19 protein-coding genes are annotated in these 20,661 nt (G+C 73.2%); 11 read left to right on the top strand and 8 right to left on the bottom strand.

Features of this window, described 5'->3' with window-relative positions:
* Positions 1-32 precede the first annotated feature (32 nt).
* Positions 33-1,265 (bottom strand): serine hydrolase domain-containing protein, encoded by a 1,233-nt coding sequence (locus O7607_RS06905; RefSeq protein ID WP_269701822.1) that lies wholly within the window; start codon positions 1,263-1,265, stop codon positions 33-35.
* Positions 1,266-1,320: 55 nt separating this feature from the next.
* Between O7607_RS06905 and O7607_RS06900 the strand changes: the two genes are divergently transcribed.
* From O7607_RS06900 to O7607_RS06880, 5 genes are all read left to right on the top strand, one after another.
* Entirely contained in the window at positions 1,321-1,914 is a 594-nt protein-coding gene (locus O7607_RS06900) for a pentapeptide repeat-containing protein (protein ID WP_269701820.1), read from the top strand.
* A gap of 54 nt (positions 1,915-1,968) precedes the next feature.
* On the top strand, positions 1,969-2,421 hold the full coding sequence (locus O7607_RS06895; protein WP_269701819.1) for a pyridoxamine 5'-phosphate oxidase family protein: 453 nt from the start codon (positions 1,969-1,971) through the stop codon (positions 2,419-2,421).
* A 399-nt stretch (positions 2,422-2,820) separates the two neighbouring features.
* Positions 2,821-4,572, top strand: coding sequence for a hypothetical protein (locus tag O7607_RS06890; protein WP_269701818.1), 1,752 nt, complete (start codon positions 2,821-2,823; stop codon positions 4,570-4,572).
* Positions 4,573-4,698: 126 nt separating this feature from the next.
* Entirely contained in the window at positions 4,699-5,604 is a 906-nt protein-coding gene (locus O7607_RS06885; protein ID WP_269701817.1) for a hypothetical protein, read from the top strand.
* A gap of 87 nt (positions 5,605-5,691) precedes the next feature.
* The gene (locus tag O7607_RS06880) at positions 5,692-6,003 is read left to right on the top strand and encodes a hypothetical protein (RefSeq protein ID WP_269701816.1); all 312 of its coding nucleotides are present in this window, start codon (positions 5,692-5,694) and stop codon (positions 6,001-6,003) included.
* 21 nt (positions 6,004-6,024) lie between these two features.
* Here the strand turns inward: O7607_RS06880 and dacB are convergent, their stop codons facing one another.
* Entirely contained in the window at positions 6,025-7,608 is a 1,584-nt protein-coding gene (gene dacB, locus O7607_RS06875) for a D-alanyl-D-alanine carboxypeptidase/D-alanyl-D-alanine endopeptidase (protein WP_269701815.1), read from the bottom strand.
* A 316-nt stretch (positions 7,609-7,924) separates the two neighbouring features.
* Here dacB and O7607_RS06870 point away from each other — a divergent pair, with 316 nt between their 5' ends.
* The gene (locus O7607_RS06870) at positions 7,925-8,206 is read left to right on the top strand and encodes an iron-sulfur cluster biosynthesis family protein (protein WP_269701814.1); all 282 of its coding nucleotides are present in this window, start codon (positions 7,925-7,927) and stop codon (positions 8,204-8,206) included.
* 2 nt (positions 8,207-8,208) lie between these two features.
* On the opposite strand, the gene O7607_RS06865 is transcribed toward O7607_RS06870, so the two are convergent.
* Positions 8,209-9,225 carry a beta family protein gene (locus O7607_RS06865; RefSeq protein ID WP_269701813.1) on the bottom strand — a complete coding sequence of 339 codons (1,017 nt, stop codon included), beginning with the start codon at positions 9,223-9,225 and terminating at the stop codon, positions 8,209-8,211.
* 279 nt (positions 9,226-9,504) lie between these two features.
* On the opposite strand from O7607_RS06865, the gene O7607_RS06860 reads away from it, so the two are divergent.
* Complete coding sequence (locus O7607_RS06860; protein ID WP_269701812.1) at positions 9,505-9,909, top strand: hypothetical protein; 405 nt, start codon at positions 9,505-9,507, stop codon at positions 9,907-9,909.
* A gap of 248 nt (positions 9,910-10,157) precedes the next feature.
* A complete protein-coding gene (locus O7607_RS06855) occupies positions 10,158-10,550 on the top strand; it encodes a cupin domain-containing protein (RefSeq protein WP_013284343.1) in 393 nt (130 codons plus the stop codon).
* 48 nt (positions 10,551-10,598) lie between these two features.
* Here the strand turns inward: O7607_RS06855 and O7607_RS06850 are convergent, their stop codons facing one another.
* Entirely contained in the window at positions 10,599-11,780 is a 1,182-nt protein-coding gene (locus tag O7607_RS06850) for a threonine synthase (RefSeq protein WP_269701811.1), read from the bottom strand.
* Between the two features lie 8 nt (positions 11,781-11,788).
* Positions 11,789-12,823 (bottom strand): DNA polymerase ligase N-terminal domain-containing protein, encoded by a 1,035-nt coding sequence (locus tag O7607_RS06845; RefSeq protein ID WP_269701810.1) that lies wholly within the window; start codon positions 12,821-12,823, stop codon positions 11,789-11,791.
* A gap of 78 nt (positions 12,824-12,901) precedes the next feature.
* Between O7607_RS06845 and O7607_RS06840 the strand changes: the two genes are divergently transcribed.
* On the top strand, positions 12,902-13,684 hold the full coding sequence (locus tag O7607_RS06840; RefSeq protein WP_269701809.1) for an aldo/keto reductase: 783 nt from the start codon (positions 12,902-12,904) through the stop codon (positions 13,682-13,684).
* Between the two features lie 62 nt (positions 13,685-13,746).
* Here O7607_RS06840 and O7607_RS06835 read toward each other — a convergent pair whose 3' ends face one another.
* Complete coding sequence (locus O7607_RS06835) at positions 13,747-14,880, bottom strand: GH12 family glycosyl hydrolase domain-containing protein (RefSeq protein WP_269701808.1); 1,134 nt, start codon at positions 14,878-14,880, stop codon at positions 13,747-13,749.
* Between the two features lie 330 nt (positions 14,881-15,210).
* Between O7607_RS06835 and O7607_RS06830 the strand changes: the two genes are divergently transcribed.
* Together O7607_RS06830 and ctaD are read left to right on the top strand one after the other, a co-directional pair.
* Entirely contained in the window at positions 15,211-16,317 is a 1,107-nt protein-coding gene (locus O7607_RS06830) for an FAD-dependent monooxygenase (RefSeq protein ID WP_269701807.1), read from the top strand.
* A gap of 128 nt (positions 16,318-16,445) precedes the next feature.
* The gene (ctaD, locus tag O7607_RS06825) at positions 16,446-18,203 is read left to right on the top strand and encodes an aa3-type cytochrome oxidase subunit I (RefSeq protein WP_269706907.1); all 1,758 of its coding nucleotides are present in this window, start codon (positions 16,446-16,448) and stop codon (positions 18,201-18,203) included.
* A 586-nt stretch (positions 18,204-18,789) separates the two neighbouring features.
* Here the strand turns inward: ctaD and O7607_RS06820 are convergent.
* A complete protein-coding gene (locus O7607_RS06820; RefSeq protein ID WP_269706906.1) occupies positions 18,790-20,037 on the bottom strand; it encodes an MFS transporter in 1,248 nt (415 codons plus the stop codon).
* A 39-nt stretch (positions 20,038-20,076) separates the two neighbouring features.
* Positions 20,077-20,658, bottom strand: coding sequence for an isochorismatase family protein (locus O7607_RS06815; protein WP_269701806.1), 582 nt, complete (start codon positions 20,656-20,658; stop codon positions 20,077-20,079).
* Positions 20,659-20,661: the final 3 nt, after the last annotated feature.

Raw genomic sequence — 20,661 nt, 5'->3', positions numbered from 1 at the left:
CCGGCGGGCGGCGGGAGTTCCGCCGAACCGGCTCAGTCGACGAGCGACGAGTAGACGAGCTGGCGCAACTGGCCGCGCAGCGGGTACGTGCTCGACGGCATCAACTGGGTGAACAGCAGGGCGGTGACCTCCTCGACCGGGTCGACCCAGAACGCGGTGCTGGCCAGGCCGCCCCAGTAGAACTCGCCGACGCTGCTGGGCACCCGCGACGGCACCGGGTCGAGCACGACGGCGAAGCCCAGCCCGAAGCCGATCCCGTCGAGGATCGTCTCGGCGAAGCCCTCCGGCGAGAACGAGGCCAGATCCCGGTTGCCGGGCAGGTGGTTGCGGGTCATGAAGCGCACCGTGCGGGGGCCGAGCAGGCGCACCCCGTCCAGCTCGCCGCCGCGCAGCAGGAACTGGGTGAACCGGTGGTAGTCGGCCGCCGTGGAGACCAGCCCGCCGCCGCCGGAGTGCCACGTCGGCTCCGCCAGCGCGGCCCGGCCCACCCCGTCGGCGCGTACCGCCTGCCCGGTGGCCGGGTGCGGGGCGTAGAGCGCGGCCAGGCGCTTCGCGCCCGCCGCGTCCACCCACCAGCGGGTGTCCGTCATCCCCAGCGGACGCAGGATCCGCTCGGCGAAGAACGCGTCGAGCGACTGCCCGGACACCACCTCGACCAGGCGGCCCAGCACGTCGGTGGAGACGCCGTAGTTCCAGCTCGTGCCGGGCTGGAACAGCAGCGGCAGCCGGGCCAGCCCGGCCGAGGCCGCCGCCAGGTCCGCGCCCGGTGGCACGCCCAGGTCGAAGCCGGCCGCCCGGTACAGGCCGTCGACCACCGAGACCTGGGCGAAGCCGTACGTGAGGCCGGCGGTGTGGGTGAGCAGGTGCCAGATCCGGATCGGCTCGACCGCCGGCACGGTGTACGGCTTGAGCACCGAACCCCGGTCGTAGACGCGGACGTCGGCGAACTCCGGCAGCCAGCGGCTGACCGGGTCGTTCAGTTCGAACCGGCCCTCCTCCCAGAGCATCATCGCGGCGACCGAGGTGATCGGCTTGGTCATCGAGTAGATGCGCCAGAGCGTGTCCGGCTCGACCGGCGTACCGGCCTCCCGGTCCCGCAGCCCGTACGTCGAGGAGTGGGCGATCTCGCCCCGGCGGCTGACGACGATCTGCCAGCCGGCGAGCCGGCCGTCGTCGACGTACCGGGCGAAGTGCTCGTCGATCCGCGCCAGCCGGGCGGGATCGAAGCCGACACGGCCGGGGTCGGTGCTCACTGCGACACTCACGACGCGAACCTACCCGCAGGTATCGCGACCGGGAAGTGTCACTAGGGTCGGTGGCATGCCCGAGACGGTCGAGGACGTCACCTACCGCCAGGAGGACTGGTACGCCGAGGAGCTGGGCGACCGGCACTTCGTGCGGTGCGAGTTCTTCCACGTCGACCTGACCGAGGCGGTCAGCCGGGGCGCGGTCTTCACCGACTGCGTGTTCGGCAACGTGGCGTTCAACGCCTCCCGGCACACCGACTCGGCGTTCACCAGGTGCTCGTTCAGCAAGTGCAACCTCTTCGAGGCCGAGTTCACCGGCTGCAAGCTGGTCGGCAGCACGTTCGACCGCTGCGACCTGCGCCCCCTGCGGGTCGACCGGGGCGACTGGTCCTTCGTCACGCTCGCCGGTGCCGACCTGCGCGGGGCGCGGATCACCGACGTACGGATGCGGGAGGTCGACCTGACCGGCGCCGACCTCACCGGCGCGACGCTCACCGGCGTGGACCTTTCCGGCGCCCAGCTGCACGCCGCCAAGCTGATCCGGGCGGACCTGCGCGGCAGTGACCTGTCCGCGCTCGACCCGACGGCGGTGCAGCGTTCCGGCGCGCGGATCGACGCCGAGCAGGCCGTGATGCTGGCTCAGGCGCTCGGTTTCCAGGTCGGCTGAGTCCGCCGGGAAATGTGCCGCGGGTTGTCAGGTTTTCCGGACACACTCGGGCGCATGACATGGTGGTCCGATCTGGTGGCGGCCGAGCCCGAGTTCGCGGCGCGCGTACGCGCCCGCTTCGCGGTCCGCAAACACGGCACGATGGCGACGCTGCGGCGGGACGGCTCGCCGCGGATCAGCGGCACCGAGTTCGACTTCGGCGACGACGGGCAGCTGCGGCTGGGCAGTATGGCCGGCGCGCTCAAGGCGCGTGACCTGCTGCGTGACCCCCGGGTGGCGCTGCACAGCCCGACCGAGGACACCCCGCCGGACGACCCGTCCGCCTGGGACGGGGACGCGAAGATCGCCGGCCGGGCGCACGAGGAGCCGCCCGCCGAGGACGGCTCGCACCGCTTCCGGATCGAGCTGACCGAGGTGGTCCTCACCCGGGTGGGCGACCCACCCGACCACCTGCTGATCGAGAGCTGGCACCCTACGCGGGGCCTCCAGCGCCGAACCCGCCACTGACCCCCCCGGGGCCCGCCGCCCGCCGCCCGCCCGCGCCCGCTCCCGTCGCCCGCCCGCGCCCGCGCCCGCCCGCCCGCGCCCGCGCCCGCCCGCGCCTGCTCCCGTCGATCATGAAGTTGACGGCACTCCGCGCCCGAAATGTCCCCGCCAACCTCATGATCAACGGGGTTGGCGAGGCCGGGCGCGTCTGCCAAGCCGGGCCCGGGGGAGATCTTGGTAGGAAATGGCCCCTATGGGGGCCTGATTCTTCCAAGATCTTGTCCGCGGGAAGGGCTGGCGGGGCGTGGTGCGTGGGAATTGCGGGGGCCGATGGCCTTCTCCAAGATCGCGTTCTGTGTCATCCTCCCTACGGCGAGCCACGGGGTCGGGCCGCTCGCCGCCGGTGGCCGAGGAGGGTCGGTGGCTGAGGACGACATCGCGCGGACCGGAATCCGGGTCGGGGGTTGGCTGCCCACGCCGGACGAATCGACGGACGCGCCGGAGCGCCCCACCGGTCCACGCCGCCTGCCCGGGGACCCTGACCCCGGCGCATCCCGGCCGGTGATGTCCCCGGACGCCGAACGCTCACCCTCCGACGCGGACGGGCCGGCGCCGCCGCTCGACCTGGATCCGCCCGGTACCGCTGTCTGGCCGCCTCCGCGCGCCGCCGGCCCGTCGGCTCTCGACCTTCCGGCCGCCGGCCCGCTCCCGACCGACTTGCCCGCACCCAGCCTGCCCGCGCCGCCTCCGCTCGCCCCGGGCCCGCTCGCCCCGGGCCCGCTCGCTTCGAGTCCGCCCAGCCCGGGCACGCTCGCCCCGGGCACGCTCGCCCCGGGCACGCTCGCTTCGGGCACGCTCGCTTCGGGTCCGATCGCGCCGGGTGTGCAAGCTCCGGGACCGATCGGCCCGGGTTCGATCGGCCCGGGACCACTCGTCTCCGGAGCGGCTGCGCCGGCCGGCCCCGAGTCACGTCCGAATCCGGCCGGCGGCCGGGTTCCGCTGGTCGGGCCGGCACCGATCGGACTGCACCTGTCCGCTCCGTCGCCGATCCGGCCGGGCACCACCACCCACGGTCCGGCCGGCCCGGCAGGAGCCGCCCACGGCCCGGCGAGCCCGGCACCGGCCGTCCCTGGCCCGGCGAGCCCGGCAGGCATCACCGACGACCCGGCAGGCATCAACCACGATCCGGCAGGCATCACCCACGATCCGGCAGGTGCCGCCCACGGCCCGGCCGAGCCGGACCCACCGGCCCAGGTGGAGGCGCGGCCGGGCCGGCACTCCGCCCCGGAGAGTCTGGCGGCGCGCCTCGCCGACCTGACCGGCGGGATCGGCGTCCGGCTGCGCGACGCGGCGCGGACGGCGCGGACCGGGCTGAGCCGGACGCCCGACCCGGCCCGGCCCCCGGTCGATGCCCCGGTCACCCGGGTCGCGGCGGCCCGGGCCCGGCGTCGACGCCGGCGCGCGGTGCTGGCGGCGGTGGCCGTGACCGGGCTGGTGGCGGCGCTGGCGTACGCGGTCCGGTCGCCCGCGTCACCCCCGCGGGAGACCGCGCCGGTGGCGGCACCGACTGAGCAGGCACCCGGCGATCAGGCGCCGGTCGTACCGGTCACCGGCGACCCGGTCTCGCCCGGCGAACCGCTGCTCGACGTGGACCTGGTGCCGCTGCCGGGGACGTTGTCGCTGACCGAGCTCGGTACGCGGGACTGGCGGCACTGGGGTGGCAACGGCGCCGACAGTTTCCATCGCAAGGCGAGCGGCAGCGGCGAGATCCAGGACCGGGGCGGCGAGCGGCTGGAGCACAACGCGGGTGCGTGCGATCTCCACTGGACCGACGGCACGCCGACCGCGCGCCAGGAGGGCACCCGGGCGGGTGTCTTCCAGCGCGGCGCCGAGAAGAGCTTCACGCTCGGCGTGGCCGGGAGCGGGGATCTGCGGACGGTCCGGCTGTTCGTCGGCACGTTCTCGGCCGGCGCGCGGCTCGACCTGTCGCTGTCCAGCGGCGGCGATCCCGTCGTCCGCGAGGTGGCCCTCGCCGCGGGCGACCGCTTCTACCAGTACGTCATCCGCTTCCGGGCCGCCCCGGGGGAGCAGCTGCTGATCAGGTGGCGGGCCCTGACCGTCATCGGCGGGCAGAACGACGGGGTGGCGTTGCAGGCGATCACGGTAAGCTGAGCGGCCCGAGCCGCCGGCCCCGATCACGGCCCCCAGGTAACGGACTGGAAGAACCCGTCACTCGACATATGGCGCAAAGGGTGACACCGTGAAGCCCGTCGCACACCAGTCGTATCCGGCGGTGTCGTGACCGAAGTGGAGGGTGTGGTGGGCCAGGAGGACCGTCCGCGTACCGGCCCCGGCTCGCATCGGCACGGCCTTCCGCGTACCCGGTCCGCGCTGCGCCGGCTGCGACGCCGGCGACGGCTGATGCTGGAAGGGCTGGCCGCGTTGCTCTGCCTGGCGGCGCTGGCGGTCTACCTCGGCGTCGAGCGGCACGACGCGCCGCGCGAGGAGCACGCCGGCCTGCCGGTGGCGCCGCCCGGCCGGGTCGGGCTGCCGAACGAGACCGACGACGCCGTCGTCAACCCGGGGCTGCGTCCCCGCCAGCGGCCACCGTCGCCGAGCCCGTCGCCGTCCACGCCGTCGCCGTCTCCGACGACCGCGCTGCCGCCGACCGTCACCGTGACCCGCGCCGAGGTGCCCGCCACCGTCGACCTCACCGCCGCAGGCCCCACCGACTGGGTCCACTGGGGGCTCACCGGCGCCGACCGGACGGTCCGCAAGCGGGGTGGCTCCGGCGAGATCCGCGACGAGGGCGGCCGCGGGCGGCGGGAGAGCTTCAGCAACAACCCCGAGGCGTACGCCTGGCGGGACGGCAACCCGGTCGCGTCGGCGAGCGGCACCATGTCCGGCGTCTACACCTGCCACCGGGGCAGCGGGTTCAACCTGGCGGTGGCCGCCGACGGGCAGCAGCGCACCGTCCGTCTGTACGCCGGGCTCTGGATGGCCCGTGGCCGCCTCGACGTGCGCGTCTCCGGCGGCGGCCCGGTGACCACGCTGCGGATGGAGGATCCGCACACCGCGCTGACCGCCGAGTTCACCGTGAAGTTCCGCGCGCCGCGCGGCGCGAAGCTGCTCCTGACCTGGACGGTCGAGGAGTCGCTGGGCGACTGCGGCAACGTCAGCCTCCAGGCGATGGCGCTGCGCTGAGCGGGGACAGTTTGTCCGTCGCGTACCGGGCCGGGCGTCGTACGTTTCGGTTGTCCCGTCCGACCATCCTCTGTGGAGGCTCGACCGATGACCGGCCCTGCCCCCGTCGCCCCCGTCCGCCCGCGCACCGACGGTGACGTGCTGCGCGAGATCCCGATGCCGCCGTACGTGACGGTCGAGGACGTCCAGTTCGCGGTGCGGGCGGTGGTGGTGCACGCGCCGCGGGTCTGGTCGGGCGGGACCATCTGCCGCAACGACGCCAGCCCGCACCCGTGCCGCCTGCACGTGTGGGGCCGCCGGGTGCTCACCCTGCGCGGGCTGCCGTCGGCCGAGATCGACGCGCTCGTCGAGCGCGGCGACCCCGCTGCCGATCCGCGTCCGTACCGCCCCGGCGCCTGAGCACCGGGGCGGCACGGCCGGTCAGCAGAGCGCGGGCTTCACCCAGGAGCACTCCCGCCCCTCCGGTACGCGCGGCGACTCCGGCGCGGCCGGCACGGTGCGCCGGGCGGTCGCCGTCTCCTTCTCGGTGTACGACGCGAGCGCGATCGCGATCTGGTCCTCCAGTCCCTTCACCGACGAGGTGAGGTAGTTGTTCAGCACGATCGAGAAGGCGAGCAGCCGGCCGTCGGCGTCGGTGACGTAGCCGGAGAGCGCCGACGCGCCGGTCAGGCTGCCGGTCTTGGCGTGCACGTTGTTCGCGGCGGCGGTGCCGGCCATCCGGCTGCGTAGCGTCCCGCCCACGAACCGGTCCGGGTTGCCGGCCACCGGCAGGGCGGCGTACCAGGTGTCGAACCACGGTTCGGCGCGGACCGCCGAGAGCAGCGTGACGAACTGGGCCGGCGGGACGAGGTTGCGCCGGGACAGGCCGGACCCGTCGCGCTGGCGCAGCGTTCCGGTGTCCACTCCGGCGTCGCCCACGTACCCGCTGATCGCGGACAGCCCGGCGGCCCAGGTGCCGGACCCGGACAGCTGCCGGCCCAGTTCCTTGGTCAGCACCTCGGCGTGCCCGTTGTTGGAGAGCTTGAGGAACGGGACCATCAGGTCGGCCAGCGGCATCGAGTCGTGCCGGGCGAGCGGCTCGGCCGTGTCCGGGGTGGCGGTGCCGAGTACGGTGCGGCCGAGCACCCGTACGCCGTGCCGCCGCAGCGCGGAGCGGAACACGTCAGCGGCGTACCCGGTCGGTTCCCACACGGTGACCCAGTCGCTCTCGGCGGCCTGGCCGACGGCGATCTGGCCGGTGACCACCACGGTGTTGCCGCCGTGTTCGCGTTTGAACGAGATGGTGGTCTCGCCCTCGGTCACCGTCTCGGCCCGGTTGTCGATGCGCAGCCAGCCGTTGTCCGGCGTCATGGTGATCTTTGGCCGGGCGCCGGCCCGCGTTGCCGGTGCGGCGTGGACGATCACCGTTCCGGCGTCGTAGTCGGTGTCCGGAGCCACCGTCAGCGCGGAGACCTGTGCGGCGTAGTAGTAGGGCTCGTCGTCCCAGGTCCAGTCCGGACCGAGCCGGCCCTTGTCGTACCGGGTGTCGTCGGCGACCAGGTCGCCCGCGACGACGCGTACGCCCGCCGCGGCGACCTGCTGCGCGAGCCGGTCGTAGTCGGCGGCGAGGATGGTGGGGTCGCCCCCGCCGCGCAGGTAGAGGTCGCCGCGGAGCATCCCGGCGCGCCGGGGGCCGTCGGCGCCGACCTCGGTGGTGAAGCGGTGACCGGGGCCGAGCAGCTCCATCGCCGCCGCCGAGGTGAGCAGCTTGGTGTTGGAGGCGGGGATGAGCCGCCGGGTGCCGTTGCGGTCGTAGAGCGTGCGACCGGTGGCGGTGTCGACGACGACCACGCCTGCCTGCGCCCCGTTCAGGCGGCTGTCGGCGAGGACCGCGTCGATGGTGGCGTTCAGCCGGGTCTGCGCGGGGGTGGGCGCTTCGGCGGTGGCGGTGGTGGTGCCGGCGGCGGCCGCGGTGGCGACCAGCACCAGCGCCGCGAGCGCCCGGGGAAATAGGCGTCGATGCATGGACAGATGCTGCCACGGAGATTTCCTGCGGGAAAGGCCCCGGCATGAAAGGTTATTTGCGGGCCCCGGCGCAGGCGCCGCAAAGAAGGGGAGTTCCCGCTCCGGATCGGGGAAAACCCCAGTTCACCGGCGAGCGGCCGATGATCCCGTTCCGTTTGACGGATGGCCCGGCAGCGGGCACGGTGGGGGTGAGGGCGGTGGAACCGCTCTGTCTCCAGCGCGGCGAGACCGTGTCTCGCCCGCTTCCGGGTCGCGAGCCGACCGCGTGGGCCGTGTCGCCCGCGAAACCCGACATCCAGCCATGAGGAGTTCTGCCATGCTGACCATGACCGACAACGCCGTCCTGGTGATCCGTGACCTCGCCGCCCAGCAGGACGTCGCCGATGCCGGCGGGCTGCGCATCGCCGCCGACACCGACGCCGGTTCGCTCTCGATCGAGCTGGTGCCGCAGCCGGTGCAGGGCGACCAGGTGGTGGACACCGAGGGGGCGCGCATCTTCCTCGACTCGGACGCGGCCGAACTGCTGAACGACACGTCGGTGGACGCAGTCGTCGACGACGAGGGCGTGGTCCAGTTCGGGTTCACCGAGAAGGAGTGAGCTCAGCCGGCGCGCTGGTCCGGTTCCGGCCGGACCAGCGCGTCCAGCACATGCGCCAGATGATGCGACGTGCTCCACGCGATCCAGTTGGCGGGTGAGCCCGCCCCGGCGCCCCGCCGGGCCCGCCGGACGACCTCGTGGTCGCCCCAGGAGAAGCCGGCCCCGGCCGGCGACCAGTGCGGCGCGGTGGTGAGCGTGCGGCACAGGTCGGCGAAGCGCTCGTCGCCCCGCCCGCCCCGCCGCGACCAGCGGTACACCCACCACGCGTCGTCGGCGGTCCAGCGCAGCGTCGGGGTCCGGTCGCCCGGTTCGTCCGCGTCGCGTACCGCGCAGCCGACGCCGTAGTCGCCGTACCCGAGGCCCAGGTCGGCCAGCCGCCGCCAGAGCGACCAGTCGTAGCGGTCCACCCGGACCGGCTCGTCCACCGGCAGCCGGGACAGCGACGGCGGCATCCCGCCCGCCGCCACCGTCACGGAGCGCCAGGCGTGCCGCCGGGCCCACTGCTCCGCACGCCGGATCCGCGGCTCGGCCAGCCGGATGTCGGCCTGGCAGCACACGTCCCCGGCGTCCAGCAGCAGGTCGCACTGCTCGGGCAGCAGGCCCGTCCCCCGCCACGCCCGTTCCGCGGCCGCCGTCGCGGCGTCCGGCCCGGCCCGGTCCGGGCCGACGCGCAACCGCACGACCGCGCGATGCGCCCAGGCCCGCGCCGCCGCGCCGTGCGCGGCGAGCCGCCGTTCGCTGTCCGCGAGGCCGATCACCGGCACCAGCGGTACGCCCCAGCGGACCGGATCGTGGTCCGTGGCGTCGGGCAGCGCCGACACGTCGACGGCGGGCAGCAGCCCGGCGGGCAGCCGGGTCAGAGCGTCCACGATGGACGGGGCGTGCGCCGGAACGTCGAGGACCGGTGCGAGCAACGCGGCGGAGGCGTCGTCGAGGCGGGCCAGTGCCTCCAGTTCGCCGCGACGCGCGGCCAGCACCGGCCGGTAGACCGTCGGTCGACCCCGGAGCGGCTGCACCATACTTCAATGTAGCCAGACGATTGCGCTGCGTCATGGCTTCCGGTCGGCTCCGATGCGACAACCGGGACGGAAACGGCCGGCGGAACCGGCCGCGCATCGCCGATCGGATGGATGTTTTCGCAGGTCAGAGGCGTCCATTGTCAGTGATCGGACAGTTCCCCGGCTGGTTGCCGGGCGGTGCCCCGACATAGCGTCGGAATCATCGAGGGGGACCGCCGACGATCGCCCGGACGCGTACGAACGCCTTCTGCCGGCGTACCGGCGGGAGAGAGGATCACCATGCCCAGCCGCAGAGCAAGGAGGGACACCACCGGCCAGCCGATCCCGAGCATGCGGGAGGCCGCGCGCGTCGACACCGAGATCAACTCGTGTTCGCCGGTCGGGCTGCCGGCCACCGCGCGCATGTTGTTCGCCGTGGTCGACGCCAACGGACGGCTCGTCCGCGGCCTCGGCGCCACCTCGGCCACCCGGCTCGCCGCCGGGATGTACCAGGTCGCGTTCGACCAGGACGTCGCCGGAGCGGCGTACGTCGGGACGGTCGGCCCCGCGACGGCGAACGGGCTGGTCCCGCAGGGCGTCATCACGGTGGCGCCGCGATCCGGCATCGCCAACGCGGTGTTCGTCGAGACGCACGGCGCGAGCGGGCACGCGGACCGGCCGTTCCACCTGGCCGTGCTGGCCTGACCGGACCCGCAGACGAGCGCACGGCGCCGCACGACCTCCGGTCGTAACGTCGCCGCGCTCCGGCCGTCTCCCACCACCGCAGCCGTACGGCGGTACGCCGGCGGGGACCTGGCTCGACCGGCCAGCTCGCACCGGTCTTGTCGGCAGCACATGCCCCTTCTCCGGGGATCCAAACCGGATCGGCGTGGGGAATTCCACCATCTGCGACTCCCGGCGTGGCGGGCGCGTGATCGGGGTATGAGCGGGCCATGGAGCATTTCACGATCGCGACCGTCGCCGAGAAGAGTCCCGACTTCCGCCGCGTGCTCTGGACCGGGGAGCACACCCAGCTGGTCATCATGACCATTCCGCCGGGCGGCGAGATCGGCGAGGAGGTCCACGAGGGCATCGACCAGATCCTCACGTTCGTCAGCGGCACCGGCGAGGCGCGGGTGGCCGGGGAGAAGAAGGAGGTCGTCTCCGGCGACCTGGTGGTCGTGCCGGCCGGCACGAAGCACAACTTCGTCAACACCGGACCGAACCCGCTGGTGCTCTACACCGTCTACGGCCCGCCGGAGCACGCCGACGGCGCGGTGCACAAGACGAAGGAGGAGGCGGACGCCGCCGAGGAGGCGGGCGAGGACGAGCCGCCGACGTCCTGACGCCCGGTGCGCACGTGTTAAGCGGGGGCCCCTGCTCTACCGGAGACGTTAATAAGGGGCCCCTCCTTGCACCAGGCCCGGATACTTGACGCCGGCGCCCGTGTTGAGCACCACCACGCGCTCACCGGGCCTGATCCAGCCGCCCGCCCGCAGGTGCCGCGCGGCGGTCAGGCAGGCCGCGCCCTCCGGGCAGAGCAGCAGCCCTTCCCGGGCGGCGAAGTCCCGCAGGTCGGCGAGGATCTCCGCGTCGTCAACGGCGACCGCGGTGCCGGCGCTGTCCCGCAGCGCGGACAGGACCAGCTCGTCGCCGAGCGGCGCGGGCACGGTGATGCCGAACGCGACGGTACGCGCGTCCTGCCACGGGGTGGCGCGCTCCTCGCCCGCGGCGAACGCCCGCACGATCGGCGCGCACCCGGTGGACTGCACCGCGACCAGCCGGGGCAGCCGGTCCTCCACCCAGCCCAGCTCGCGCAGCTCGTGCAGCGCCTTGTGGATGCCGATCAGCCCGACGCCCCCGCCGGTGGGATAGACGATCACGTCGGGCACCTGCCAGCCGAGCTGCTCGACGATCTCGTACCCCATGGTCTTCTTGCCCTCGAGGCGGTACGGCTCGCGCAGCGTGCCGGCGTCGAAGATCCGTCCGTCCGCCCCGGCGATCAGCGCGGCGATCTCGCGGCCCGCGTCGTTGATCAGGCCGTCGATCAGCCGCAGGTCGGCCCCGGCGGCGAGGCACTCCTCGCGGCAGATCGTCGGCGCGGCCAGCGGCATGGCGATCGTCGCGCCCATCCCGGCCCGCGCCGCGTACGTGGCCCAGGCCGCACCGGCGTTGCCGTTCGTCGGCATGGCGATCCGCTCCACGCCCAGCTCCCGGGCCCGGCTCACGCCCACCGACGCGCCGCGCGCCTTGAACGATCCGGTCGGGGTCAGCCCTTCGTCCTTGACGATCAGGTCCGCGATGCCGATCTCGTGGCCGTACGCCGGCGCCCGCCACATCGGCGTCCAGCCCTCGCCGAGCGTGGTGACGAACCGGGGATCGGCCACCGGCAGCAGTTCCCGGTAGCGCCACAGGTCCGCCGGGCGCAGCCCGAACTGCTCCGGGGCGACGGTGGCGGCCACTGCGGCGAGGTCGTAGCGGGCCAGCAGCGGCGAGCCGCAGGCGCACAGGTTCTGCACCACGTCGGCCGGGTGTTCACTGCCGCAGCGCGGGCACTCCAGGTGCGTCAGGTGCACGGTGGTCCTCAGCTCGCGTCGATGCTCAGCCAGTGCCGGCTGCGCCGGCCCGGCTCGTACGGGGAGTCGAGGCGTTTCGCCACCACTCCCGGGAGCCCCTGCTCACGGGCGGCCCGTAGGGCGTCCGCGCCGACTCCCGGGAACCACGGCGGAGTCTGCCAGTGCGGACCGGCGAGCGCCAGACCGTCGAGCAGGTCACGGCGTTGCGCGTACGGCACGTCGAGGCTGGACACGCCCTCCAGCCAGAGCAGGTCGACGGCGAGGAACTGCCCGTCGCGCCGGGTCGGCGGCCGGACCCGCCCGGCCGGGTCGATCCGCACGAGCACACCGTCGATCACCGCCTCGGCCGGGGCCAGCGTCTCGGCCATCGCCCGCGCCCACGGGTAGTCCCCGGTGACCTCCGTGTCGTCGCCGTCGAGCAGCCGCAGCCGGCCGCCCGAGACGTACGCCATCGCCCGTACGCCCGCCCAGCGCAGCTCGTACCCCCAGGCGTCGGTGTCGCGCGGCAGCCGTCCGCCCTCGGTGGCCAGCATCGGGCGGACCAGGTCGGGCATCGGCGTCCAGCCCTCCGGCGCCGGGTCGGTGCGCCTGACCATCCAGTCCCGGCCCCGGCCACCGGTGGCGAACAGCACGTACCGGCCCTTCGTGCGCTCGCCGTCGAGCACCACGATCACCTCGTCGTCGCGCCACTTCTCCGCGCGGTAGGTGCCGGTGTCGTGCACGATCATCCGTCCGCCGCCGTACTCGCCGGCCGGGATCTCCCCGTGGAACGTGAGGTATTCCATCGGGTGGTCCTCGGTGGGCACGGCGAGGTGGTTGCGACCCGGGTCGCGGGGCAGGCCGCGCGGCACCGCCCAGGAGGCGAGCACGCCGTCGTGCTCCAGGCGCAGGTCCCAGTGCAGGCTCCGGGCGTGGTGCTGCTGGATGACGAAGCGGGGTGCGCGCCGCGCGGACCGCTTCCGCCCGGAAGCCCGCTCGGGCACCGGTTCCGGGGTACGCGCGGCGTCCCGTTTGCGCCGGTACTCGTCCAGCCGGTCCGCCATCCCCGCATCCTCCCCCAGACGCGCCGCGCGCGCCGGGATGCCGGTGTGTGTGCGACGAACCGGGGTAGAACGGGGGGCATGGACAGCGACCAGCCCACCCTTCCGCTCACCGGCGACGTCCGGATCCCGCTGCTCGGCTTCGGCACGTGGCAGGCCACCGGTGAGGCCGGCTACCAGGCCGTGCTCGCCGCGCTCGACGCCGGCTACCGCCACATCGACACCGCCACCATGTACGGCAACGAGAAGGAGGTCGGGCGGGCGGTCAAGGAGAGCGGGCTGCGCCGGGAGGACGTCTTCATCACCACGAAGCTGCCGCCGGACCGGGTGGGCCGGGAGCGGGAGACCATCGAGGCCAGCCTGGCCGCCCTGGACACCGACTACGTCGACCTGTGGCTGGTGCACTGGCCGCCGTCCGCGCCCGGCGACAGCATCCCGGTGTGGCGGGAGATGCTCGCCGCGCGGGACGAGAACATGGCGCGCACGGTCGGGGTGAGCAACTATTCGATCGGGCAGATCGACGAGCTGATCCAGGCCACCGAGGAGACGCCCGCGGTCAACCAGATCCGCTGGAGCCCGTCGCTGTACGACAGGCAGACGCACGTCGCGCACCGGGACCGGGGGGTGGCGCTGGAGGGGTACAGCCCGTTCAAGACAAGTGACCTGTCCGACCCGGTGCTGGTCCGCATCGCCCAGGCGCACGACGTGTCCCCGGCCCAGGTGGTGCTGCGCTGGCACATCGACCACGAGATCGTGGTCATCCCGAAGTCGGTCACGCCGGAACGCATCCGCGCCAACGCCGACGTGTTCGGGTTCTCGCTCACCGCCGAGGAGATGCGCGACATCGACGCCCTCGCCGGCTGAGGCGTACGCACGGAAAGGGGCGCGGTCCGCAGCGGACCGCGCCCCTTTCGCGTGTGCGGTGATCAGCCGCGGGCGCAGGTGGAGCCGTTGAGCGTGAAGCTGCTCGGTGCGGAGTAGCTGCCGTTCAGCGTCGCCTGGTAGCCGAAGCTGGTGGACGCCCCGGGCGCCAGCGTGCCGTTGTAGCCGGCGTTGCGGGCGGTCACCGCGGAGCCGCTCTGGCTGACAGTGGCGTTCCACGCGTTGGTGACGGTCTGCCCGGAGGGCAGGTTGTAGTTGAGCGTCCAGCCGTTGATCGTGCCGGAGCCGGTGTTCTTGACCGTCACGTCGGCGGTGAAGCCGTTGTTCCAGACGTTCGCCGCCTTGTAGGTGACGGTGCAGGACGCGCCGCCCGACGGCGGGGGCGTGGTCGGTCCGGGCGAGGTCGGCGGCGGGTTGGAGCCGGTGTTGACGTTCTGCGAGAACGAGTTGACCGCCAGCCCGACGCCGCCCTGCCACGGCTCGAAGCCGGCCTGGATGCTGGTCAGGTACCAGTCGTTCGTGATCGCGCCCCGGTTACGGGTGTCGTTGATGAACGCCAGCGCGTCGAAGCTGAAGCTGGGGATGGCCGACGGCGACAGGTACGAGATGACGTTGTTGGAGCCGTTGCTGCCGCGCCAGACCTCCCAGGTGCGGCCGGCGATGGTGGCGGTGCCGACCGGCGAGCCGATGGGCTGGATCGAGCCCTGCCGGTTGAGCCAGATCATGATCTCCATCTGGTTCACGCCGTCGCGCTTGGGTGACGGGTCGAGCCAGATGTCGTACGACGCGTTGAAGATCGCGCCGCTGACGTAGTTGTAGCTGATGCTGGACGGCGCGCTGCTGATGTTCTTCACCTGCACCGGCAGGTTCGTGCCGGGCGAGCAGTTGGTGTAGTGGCAGCCCACGAAGATCGACGGGTACGCGACCGGCGCCCCGTTGGTCGGCGCGGAGCCGTCCGCCCGGGTGATGGAGAAGCCGGTCGAGGTGACGTTGATGCACTGCTGGGCACTGGTGCCCCAGCGGTTGTTCTGCACCACGTACTTGCCGCCGATCGTGGTCGAGCCGTACTGCTCGCAGATCTGGGTGTCGGCGGAGGCGGTGCCGCCGAGCGCGACGGCGACGATGGTGCCGGCGGCGAGCAGTCCGGCCGCCGCGAGGGCCCTGAGTGGACGCTTCATGATGCTCCTTGGCTCGGCGCGGGGACGGCGCCGGTTCGGTCGGTGGTACGGGCGGGAGCGCTCCCACGATGCAAGGAACACATTTACATGTCTCGAATCATTGCGCAAATGCGCCGAGCTCGTTAACGCTCCGCGTCCGGCCGGTGGCGCGCGAGGGTGCCGCAGCCGCCCCCTTCCCCCAGATGGATGCGGGATTCCTGCCGGTGGGACGGGGTGCGCCGCCGACCGGCGGCCCGCGCCAGGGCGCACGGGCACTTCCGCCGCCTGGTTGCGGCGAGTAATGTCTTGCCTCCAACGCGTTCCGATCCCCCTCCGGAGGCGTACCCCGTGATGGGTGGTTCCCCCCTGCGCATCCTCGTCGTCGGCGCGGGCATCGCCGGCCTTGCCGTGGCCCGGGCGCTGCGCCTGGCGGGGTTCCGGCCCGACGTCACCGAGCGGCTGCCACCCACCGAGTCGACCGAGAGCGGCCTCTACCTGCCCGGCAACGCCGCCCGGGCGATGCGCCGGCTCGACCTCGACGGGCCGCTGCGCCCGCTCGGCCAGGTGATCCACCGGCAGCGCTTCCTCGACGCCGCCGGAGCGCCGCTGTGCGAGGTCGACCTCGACGCGCTCTGGGCCGGCGTGGGGGAGTGCCGGGCGCTGCCCCGGGCCGAACTGCACCGGGTGCTGCTCACCGGCGCCGGCGGCGCGGTGCGCCACGGCGCCGAGGTGAGCACCGTCGACCCGCTGCCCGGCGGGGTCGCCGTCGGCTTCACCGACGGCACCACAGCGGAGTACGACCTGGTCGTCGGCGCCGACGGACCCCGCTCGGCGGTACGCACGCTCGCCGCGCTCGGCGGACCGCCACGCCCCGCCGGGCAGGTGGTCTACCGCGCCCTGGTGCGCGGCGGCCCCCGCATCGCGGACTGGACCGCCCTGCTCGGCCAGCGGGCCGGGTTCCTGGTGGTGCCGCTCGGCGCCGGGCGGCTCTACTGCTACGCCGACGAGGCCGGCACCGACCTGCCCGCCGATCCGCTGGCCCGCCTGCACGAGCTGTTCGGCTCCTACGGCGGCCCGGTGCCCGAGGTGCTGGCCGCGCTGGAGACCGTGTGCGTCGAGCGCACCGAGGAGGTCGAGCTGGGACGCTGGTTCCACGGCCGGGTGCTGCTCGTCGGTGATGCCGCTCACGCCACCGCGCCGACGCTCTCCCAGGGTGCCGCCATGGCACTGGAGGACGCCGTCGTGCTCGCCGAGTCGCTGCGGGCCGCCGGCAGCGTCGACGCCGCACTGCTCGCGTACGAGAGTCGTCGCCGCCCGCGTACCCGCTGGGTGCGGGACCGGACCCGGGACCGCAACCGCACCCGCGACGTGCCGCCGGCGCTGCGCGACCCGTTGCTGCGCGGACGCGGCGGAAGGATCTTCCGGGAGCACTACCGGCTCCTGACCGGCCCGCTCTGAAGGGCGGGAGATCGTAGCCGCCCACCCCACGCGGCGAGGCCACCTACCGGGGACTATCCTCCTTGCGGATGACGGCTGCGCCGATGACCAGCGCGCCGATGCGGGACAACCAGAACCGGAGGCCACTCGTGACCACCGTCGCACCCAAGCCGGTCGTGACCCGGCCCTGGCCGGTCCGCGAGCCGGTCAAGGGGTCGGCCATCGCGCGGCTGCTGCGCACCACGGACGCGAAGCAGATCGGGATCATGTACATGGTCACCGCGTTCGTGTTCTTCATGATCGGTGGCCTGATGGCCCTGATCATGCGCGCCGAACTCGCGCAACCGGGCCTTCAGTTCCTGTCGCCCGAGCAGTACAACCAGCTCTTCACCATGCACGGCACGATCATGCTGCTGTTCTTCGCGACGCCGATCGTGTTCGCCTTCGCGAACTACGTGGTGCCGCTGCAGATCGGCGCGCCGGACGTGTCGTTCCCCCGGCTCAACGCGTTCGCCTACTGGCTGTACCTGTTCGGCGGCACGCTCGCCACCGCGGGCTTCATCGCCCCGGGTGGCGCGGCCGACTTCGGCTGGACCGCGTACACGCCGCTGAGCACCGCCGACCACGCCCCGGGCGTCGGCGCCAACATGTGGGTCGTCGGCCTGGCCATCTCCGGTCTGGGCACGATCCTCGGCGCGGTCAACCTGATCACCACGATCCTGACGCTGCGCGCACCCGGCATGACCATGTTCCGGATGCCGATCTTCACCTGGAACATGCTGGTCACCAGCCTGCTGGCGATCCTGGTCTTCCCGCTGCTGGCCGCCGCGCTGTTCGCGCTCGCCGCGGACCGCCTGATGGGCGCCCACGTGTACGACCCGGCGACCGGCGGGCCGATGCTCTGGCAGCACCTGTTCTGGTTCTTCGGTCACCCCGAGGTGTACATCATCGCGCTGCCGTTCTTCGGCATCATCAGCGAGATCATCCCGGTGTTCTCCCGGAAGCCGATCTTCGGCTACAAGGGCCTCGTGGCCGCCACCATCGCCATCGCCGCCCTGTCGATGAGCGTCTGGGCGCACCACATGTTCGCCACCGGCCAGGTGCTGCTGCCGTTCTTCAGCTTCCTGAGCTACCTGATCGCCGTGCCCACCGGTATGAAGTTCTTCAACTGGATCGGCACCATGTGGCGGGGCCAGATCACGTTCGAGACGCCGATGCTGTTCTCGATCGGCTTCCTGGTGACCTTCCTCTTCGGTGGCCTCACCGGCGTGCTGCTGGCCAGCCCGCCGCTCGACTTCCACCTGCACGACTCGTACTTCGTGGTGGCGCACTTCCACTACGTGCTCTTCGGCACCATCGTGTTCGCCGTGTTCGCCGGCATCTACTTCTGGTTCCCGAAGATGTTCGGCCGGATGCTCGACGAGCGGCTCGGCAAGATCCACTTCTGGCTGACCATGATCGGCTTCCACACCACGTTCCTGGTGCAGCACTGGCTGGGCAACGAGGGCATGCCGCGCCGGTACGCCGACTACCAGGCCGCCGACGGCTTCACCACGCTGAACACGATCTCCACGATCGGCGCGTTCATCACCGGTATCTCGACGCTGCCGTTCATCTGGAACTGCTGGAGGTCGTACAAGACCGGCCCGGTGGTCGAGGTCGACGACCCGTGGGGTCACGGCAACTCGCTCGAGTGGGCCACCAGCTCCCCGCCGCCGCTGCGCAACTTCGACCGGATGCCGCGCATCCGCTCCGAGCGGCCGGCGTTCGACGCGAAGTTCCCCGAGCTGGCCGCCGGGCAGAGCCTCGCCGGTCCGCCCGAGGGTGGTGCCAAGCCGCTGACCAGCGAGGTCAACGGTGGCGCCAGCTACCAGGAGGACACCGCAGGCAACCTCGACCAGCGCTAGCACCACCGCACCGCCACGTCGAGACGGGCGCCGCACCCCTTTGCCGGGGCGCGGCGCCCGCCCTTTTCCCACCCGCGCTCCCTCCGCCCGCGCCCCCTCCGCCCGCGCTCCCTCCGCCCGCGCTCCCTCCGCCCGCGCCCCCTCCGCGTGCGTCCCCTCGCGTCGATCATGAAGTTGGCGGCGATCGGCGTCCGTTTTGTCCCCGCTAACTTCATGATCACCGGATCAGGTACCGGGTCGGACCAGGTGCCGGGGCGGACCGGGTTCGGGTCGGACCAGCGACCAGGTCAGCCCAGCCCGGGTTGGGCTAGCCCGGGCCGCCTTGGAGCAGTCGTGCGGGTCAGGCTGGGGTGGGGCCAGCGCCGCGCGCTGCGCCCCGTGATCAAGGAGTTTGTGGCAATTCAGCGGGCCGGCGCGGACACAAACTCCTTGATCACGCCCGGGGAGGCCCGATGGCGCCCCTGCCGCGTCCGGTGATCAAGGGGTTTGGGGCGGTCTACGCCGCTGGGGAGGACGTGAACTCCTTGGTCAACTTCGGGAGGGCGGGGCGAGGGCGGAGGCCGAGGGCGGGCGCGGAGGCCGGGGGCTACAAGGGCGCGGGGGTCAAGTCGGGCTCGAGGGTAGGGGTGGGGGTGACGGCTGCGGTACGGCGGTGGCGCAGCTCGATCGGGAGCACCGCCAGCGCCACCAGCGCGCCGATCGCACCGGTGACCACGAAGCCCCACACGGGTGCCGTCGCGTCGATGACCGCACCGGCCAGCGGTGCGCCGAGCGCGATGCCCACTGTCACGGCCGAGCCGTGCAGGCCCATGGCCAGGCCCCGTACGGAGGGCGGGGCCAGCCGGCTGACCGCGTCGGAGGTGGATGCGAGGGTGGGGGCGCAGAGCGCTCCGGCCGGGATCAGCGCGAGACAGAGCAGCCACCAGTGCGACCCGCCCAGCCCGACCGGGATGGTGGCGAGGCTCAGCGCGGCCATCAGCGCCAGCGGGGAGAACGAGCGGCGTACCGCGCCGTAGGCGAAGCCGCCGGCCAGCGAGGCGACCGCCCAGGCGGCCAGCACGGCGCCGGTCCAGCCGATCTCGCCGCCGGAGCGGAGCACGGCGACCACTGCGACGTCGGTGCCGCCGAGCACCAGCGTGCCGGCGAGGCTGACGGCCAGCACGGCGAGCAGACGCGGGGTGAGCCACTCGCGGCGGTGCACCGGGCGCTGCGGCCCGGCCTGCTCGTCGGCGGCGCGGACCGGCGGGTTGAGCAGCCAGAAACAGATGCCGGAGCCGACGATCCCGGCGCCGACCGCCCAGAGCGTCAGGCGCGGCGTGACGGCGGTGGCCAGGGCGACGGCGAGCGCCGGGCCGACCATGAACGACAGCTCCATCGCGATCGAGTCCAGCGCGTACGCGGGTCGGCGCTTCTCCACCGGCACGAGCGCGGCGATCGACTGGCGGATCATCGAGAAGATCGGCAGGGCGAGCAGCCCGGCGAGGAACGCGGCGGGCAGCAGCACCGGGTACGGCAGCGTGGGCGCGGCGGACCAGAACAGCGCCTCGGCGACTGTGGTGAGCACCAGCACCGGCCGGAGCCCTCGGCGGTCGATGAGCCGCCCGAGCAGTGGGGCGCCGACCGCCGCGCCGATCGTCGACGCGGCGCCGACCAGGCCGGCGGCGCCGTAGCCGCGGCCCAGGTCGAGCACCACGTAGAAGGTGAGCGTCACCCCGGTGGCGGTCAGCGGCACGCGGGCCAGGACCGACACCAGCAGCAACGATCGGAGACCGGGTAGGGCGAGCGCCTCCCGGTAAGGCTTCAGGTTCACGACGGTCCGTACCTCCGGCGCCATCCTGGGGCCGGGGTAGGACACCCGCAAGCGATTATCCGGTCAAGCGGCGGTGATCACAGGCTCGCCCACCATGGTCACCCCGGCGCCGTCGAGCGCCCGCAGCGCCACGTCGAGCGTGTCCGGCGCGACAGCGGCGGTCAGGTCGAGCAGCACAGTGGTCCGGAAGCCCTCCCGGGCGGCGTCCAGGGCGGTCGCGCGCACGCAGTGGTCGGTGGCGATGCCCACCACGTCGACCTGGTCCACGTCGTGCCGCCGCAGCCAGTCGGCCAGGCACTCGCCGTCGGTGGCGTGGCCTTCGAAACCGGAGTACGCGGCCGCGTGCTCGCCCTTGTGGAAGATCGCCTCCACCCGGTCGGTCGCCAGCTCGCTGTGGAACTCGGAACCGGCGGTGCCGACCACGCAGTGCCGGGGCCAGGAGTCGACGTAGTCCGGCGGGTCGCCGAAGTGCGCGCCCGGGTCGATGTGGTAGTCCTTCGTCGCGACCACGTGGTCCCACCGGTCGGGCTCGGCGGCGAGCAGCCGGGAGATGCCCGCTGCCACTCCGGCTCCGCCGCCGACCGCGAGGGAGCCGCCCTCGCAGAAGTCGTTCTGCACGTCCACGATGATCAGGGCGTTCGCCATCTG

Origin of the sequence: Micromonospora sp. WMMA1949 (genome assembly GCF_027460145.1) — a bacterium.
In the GTDB taxonomy this organism is placed as follows: domain Bacteria; phylum Actinomycetota; class Actinomycetes; order Mycobacteriales; family Micromonosporaceae; genus Micromonospora.
Note: the sequence above shows the minus strand (reverse complement) of the source record. Positions and strands in the feature narration are given on the sequence as shown.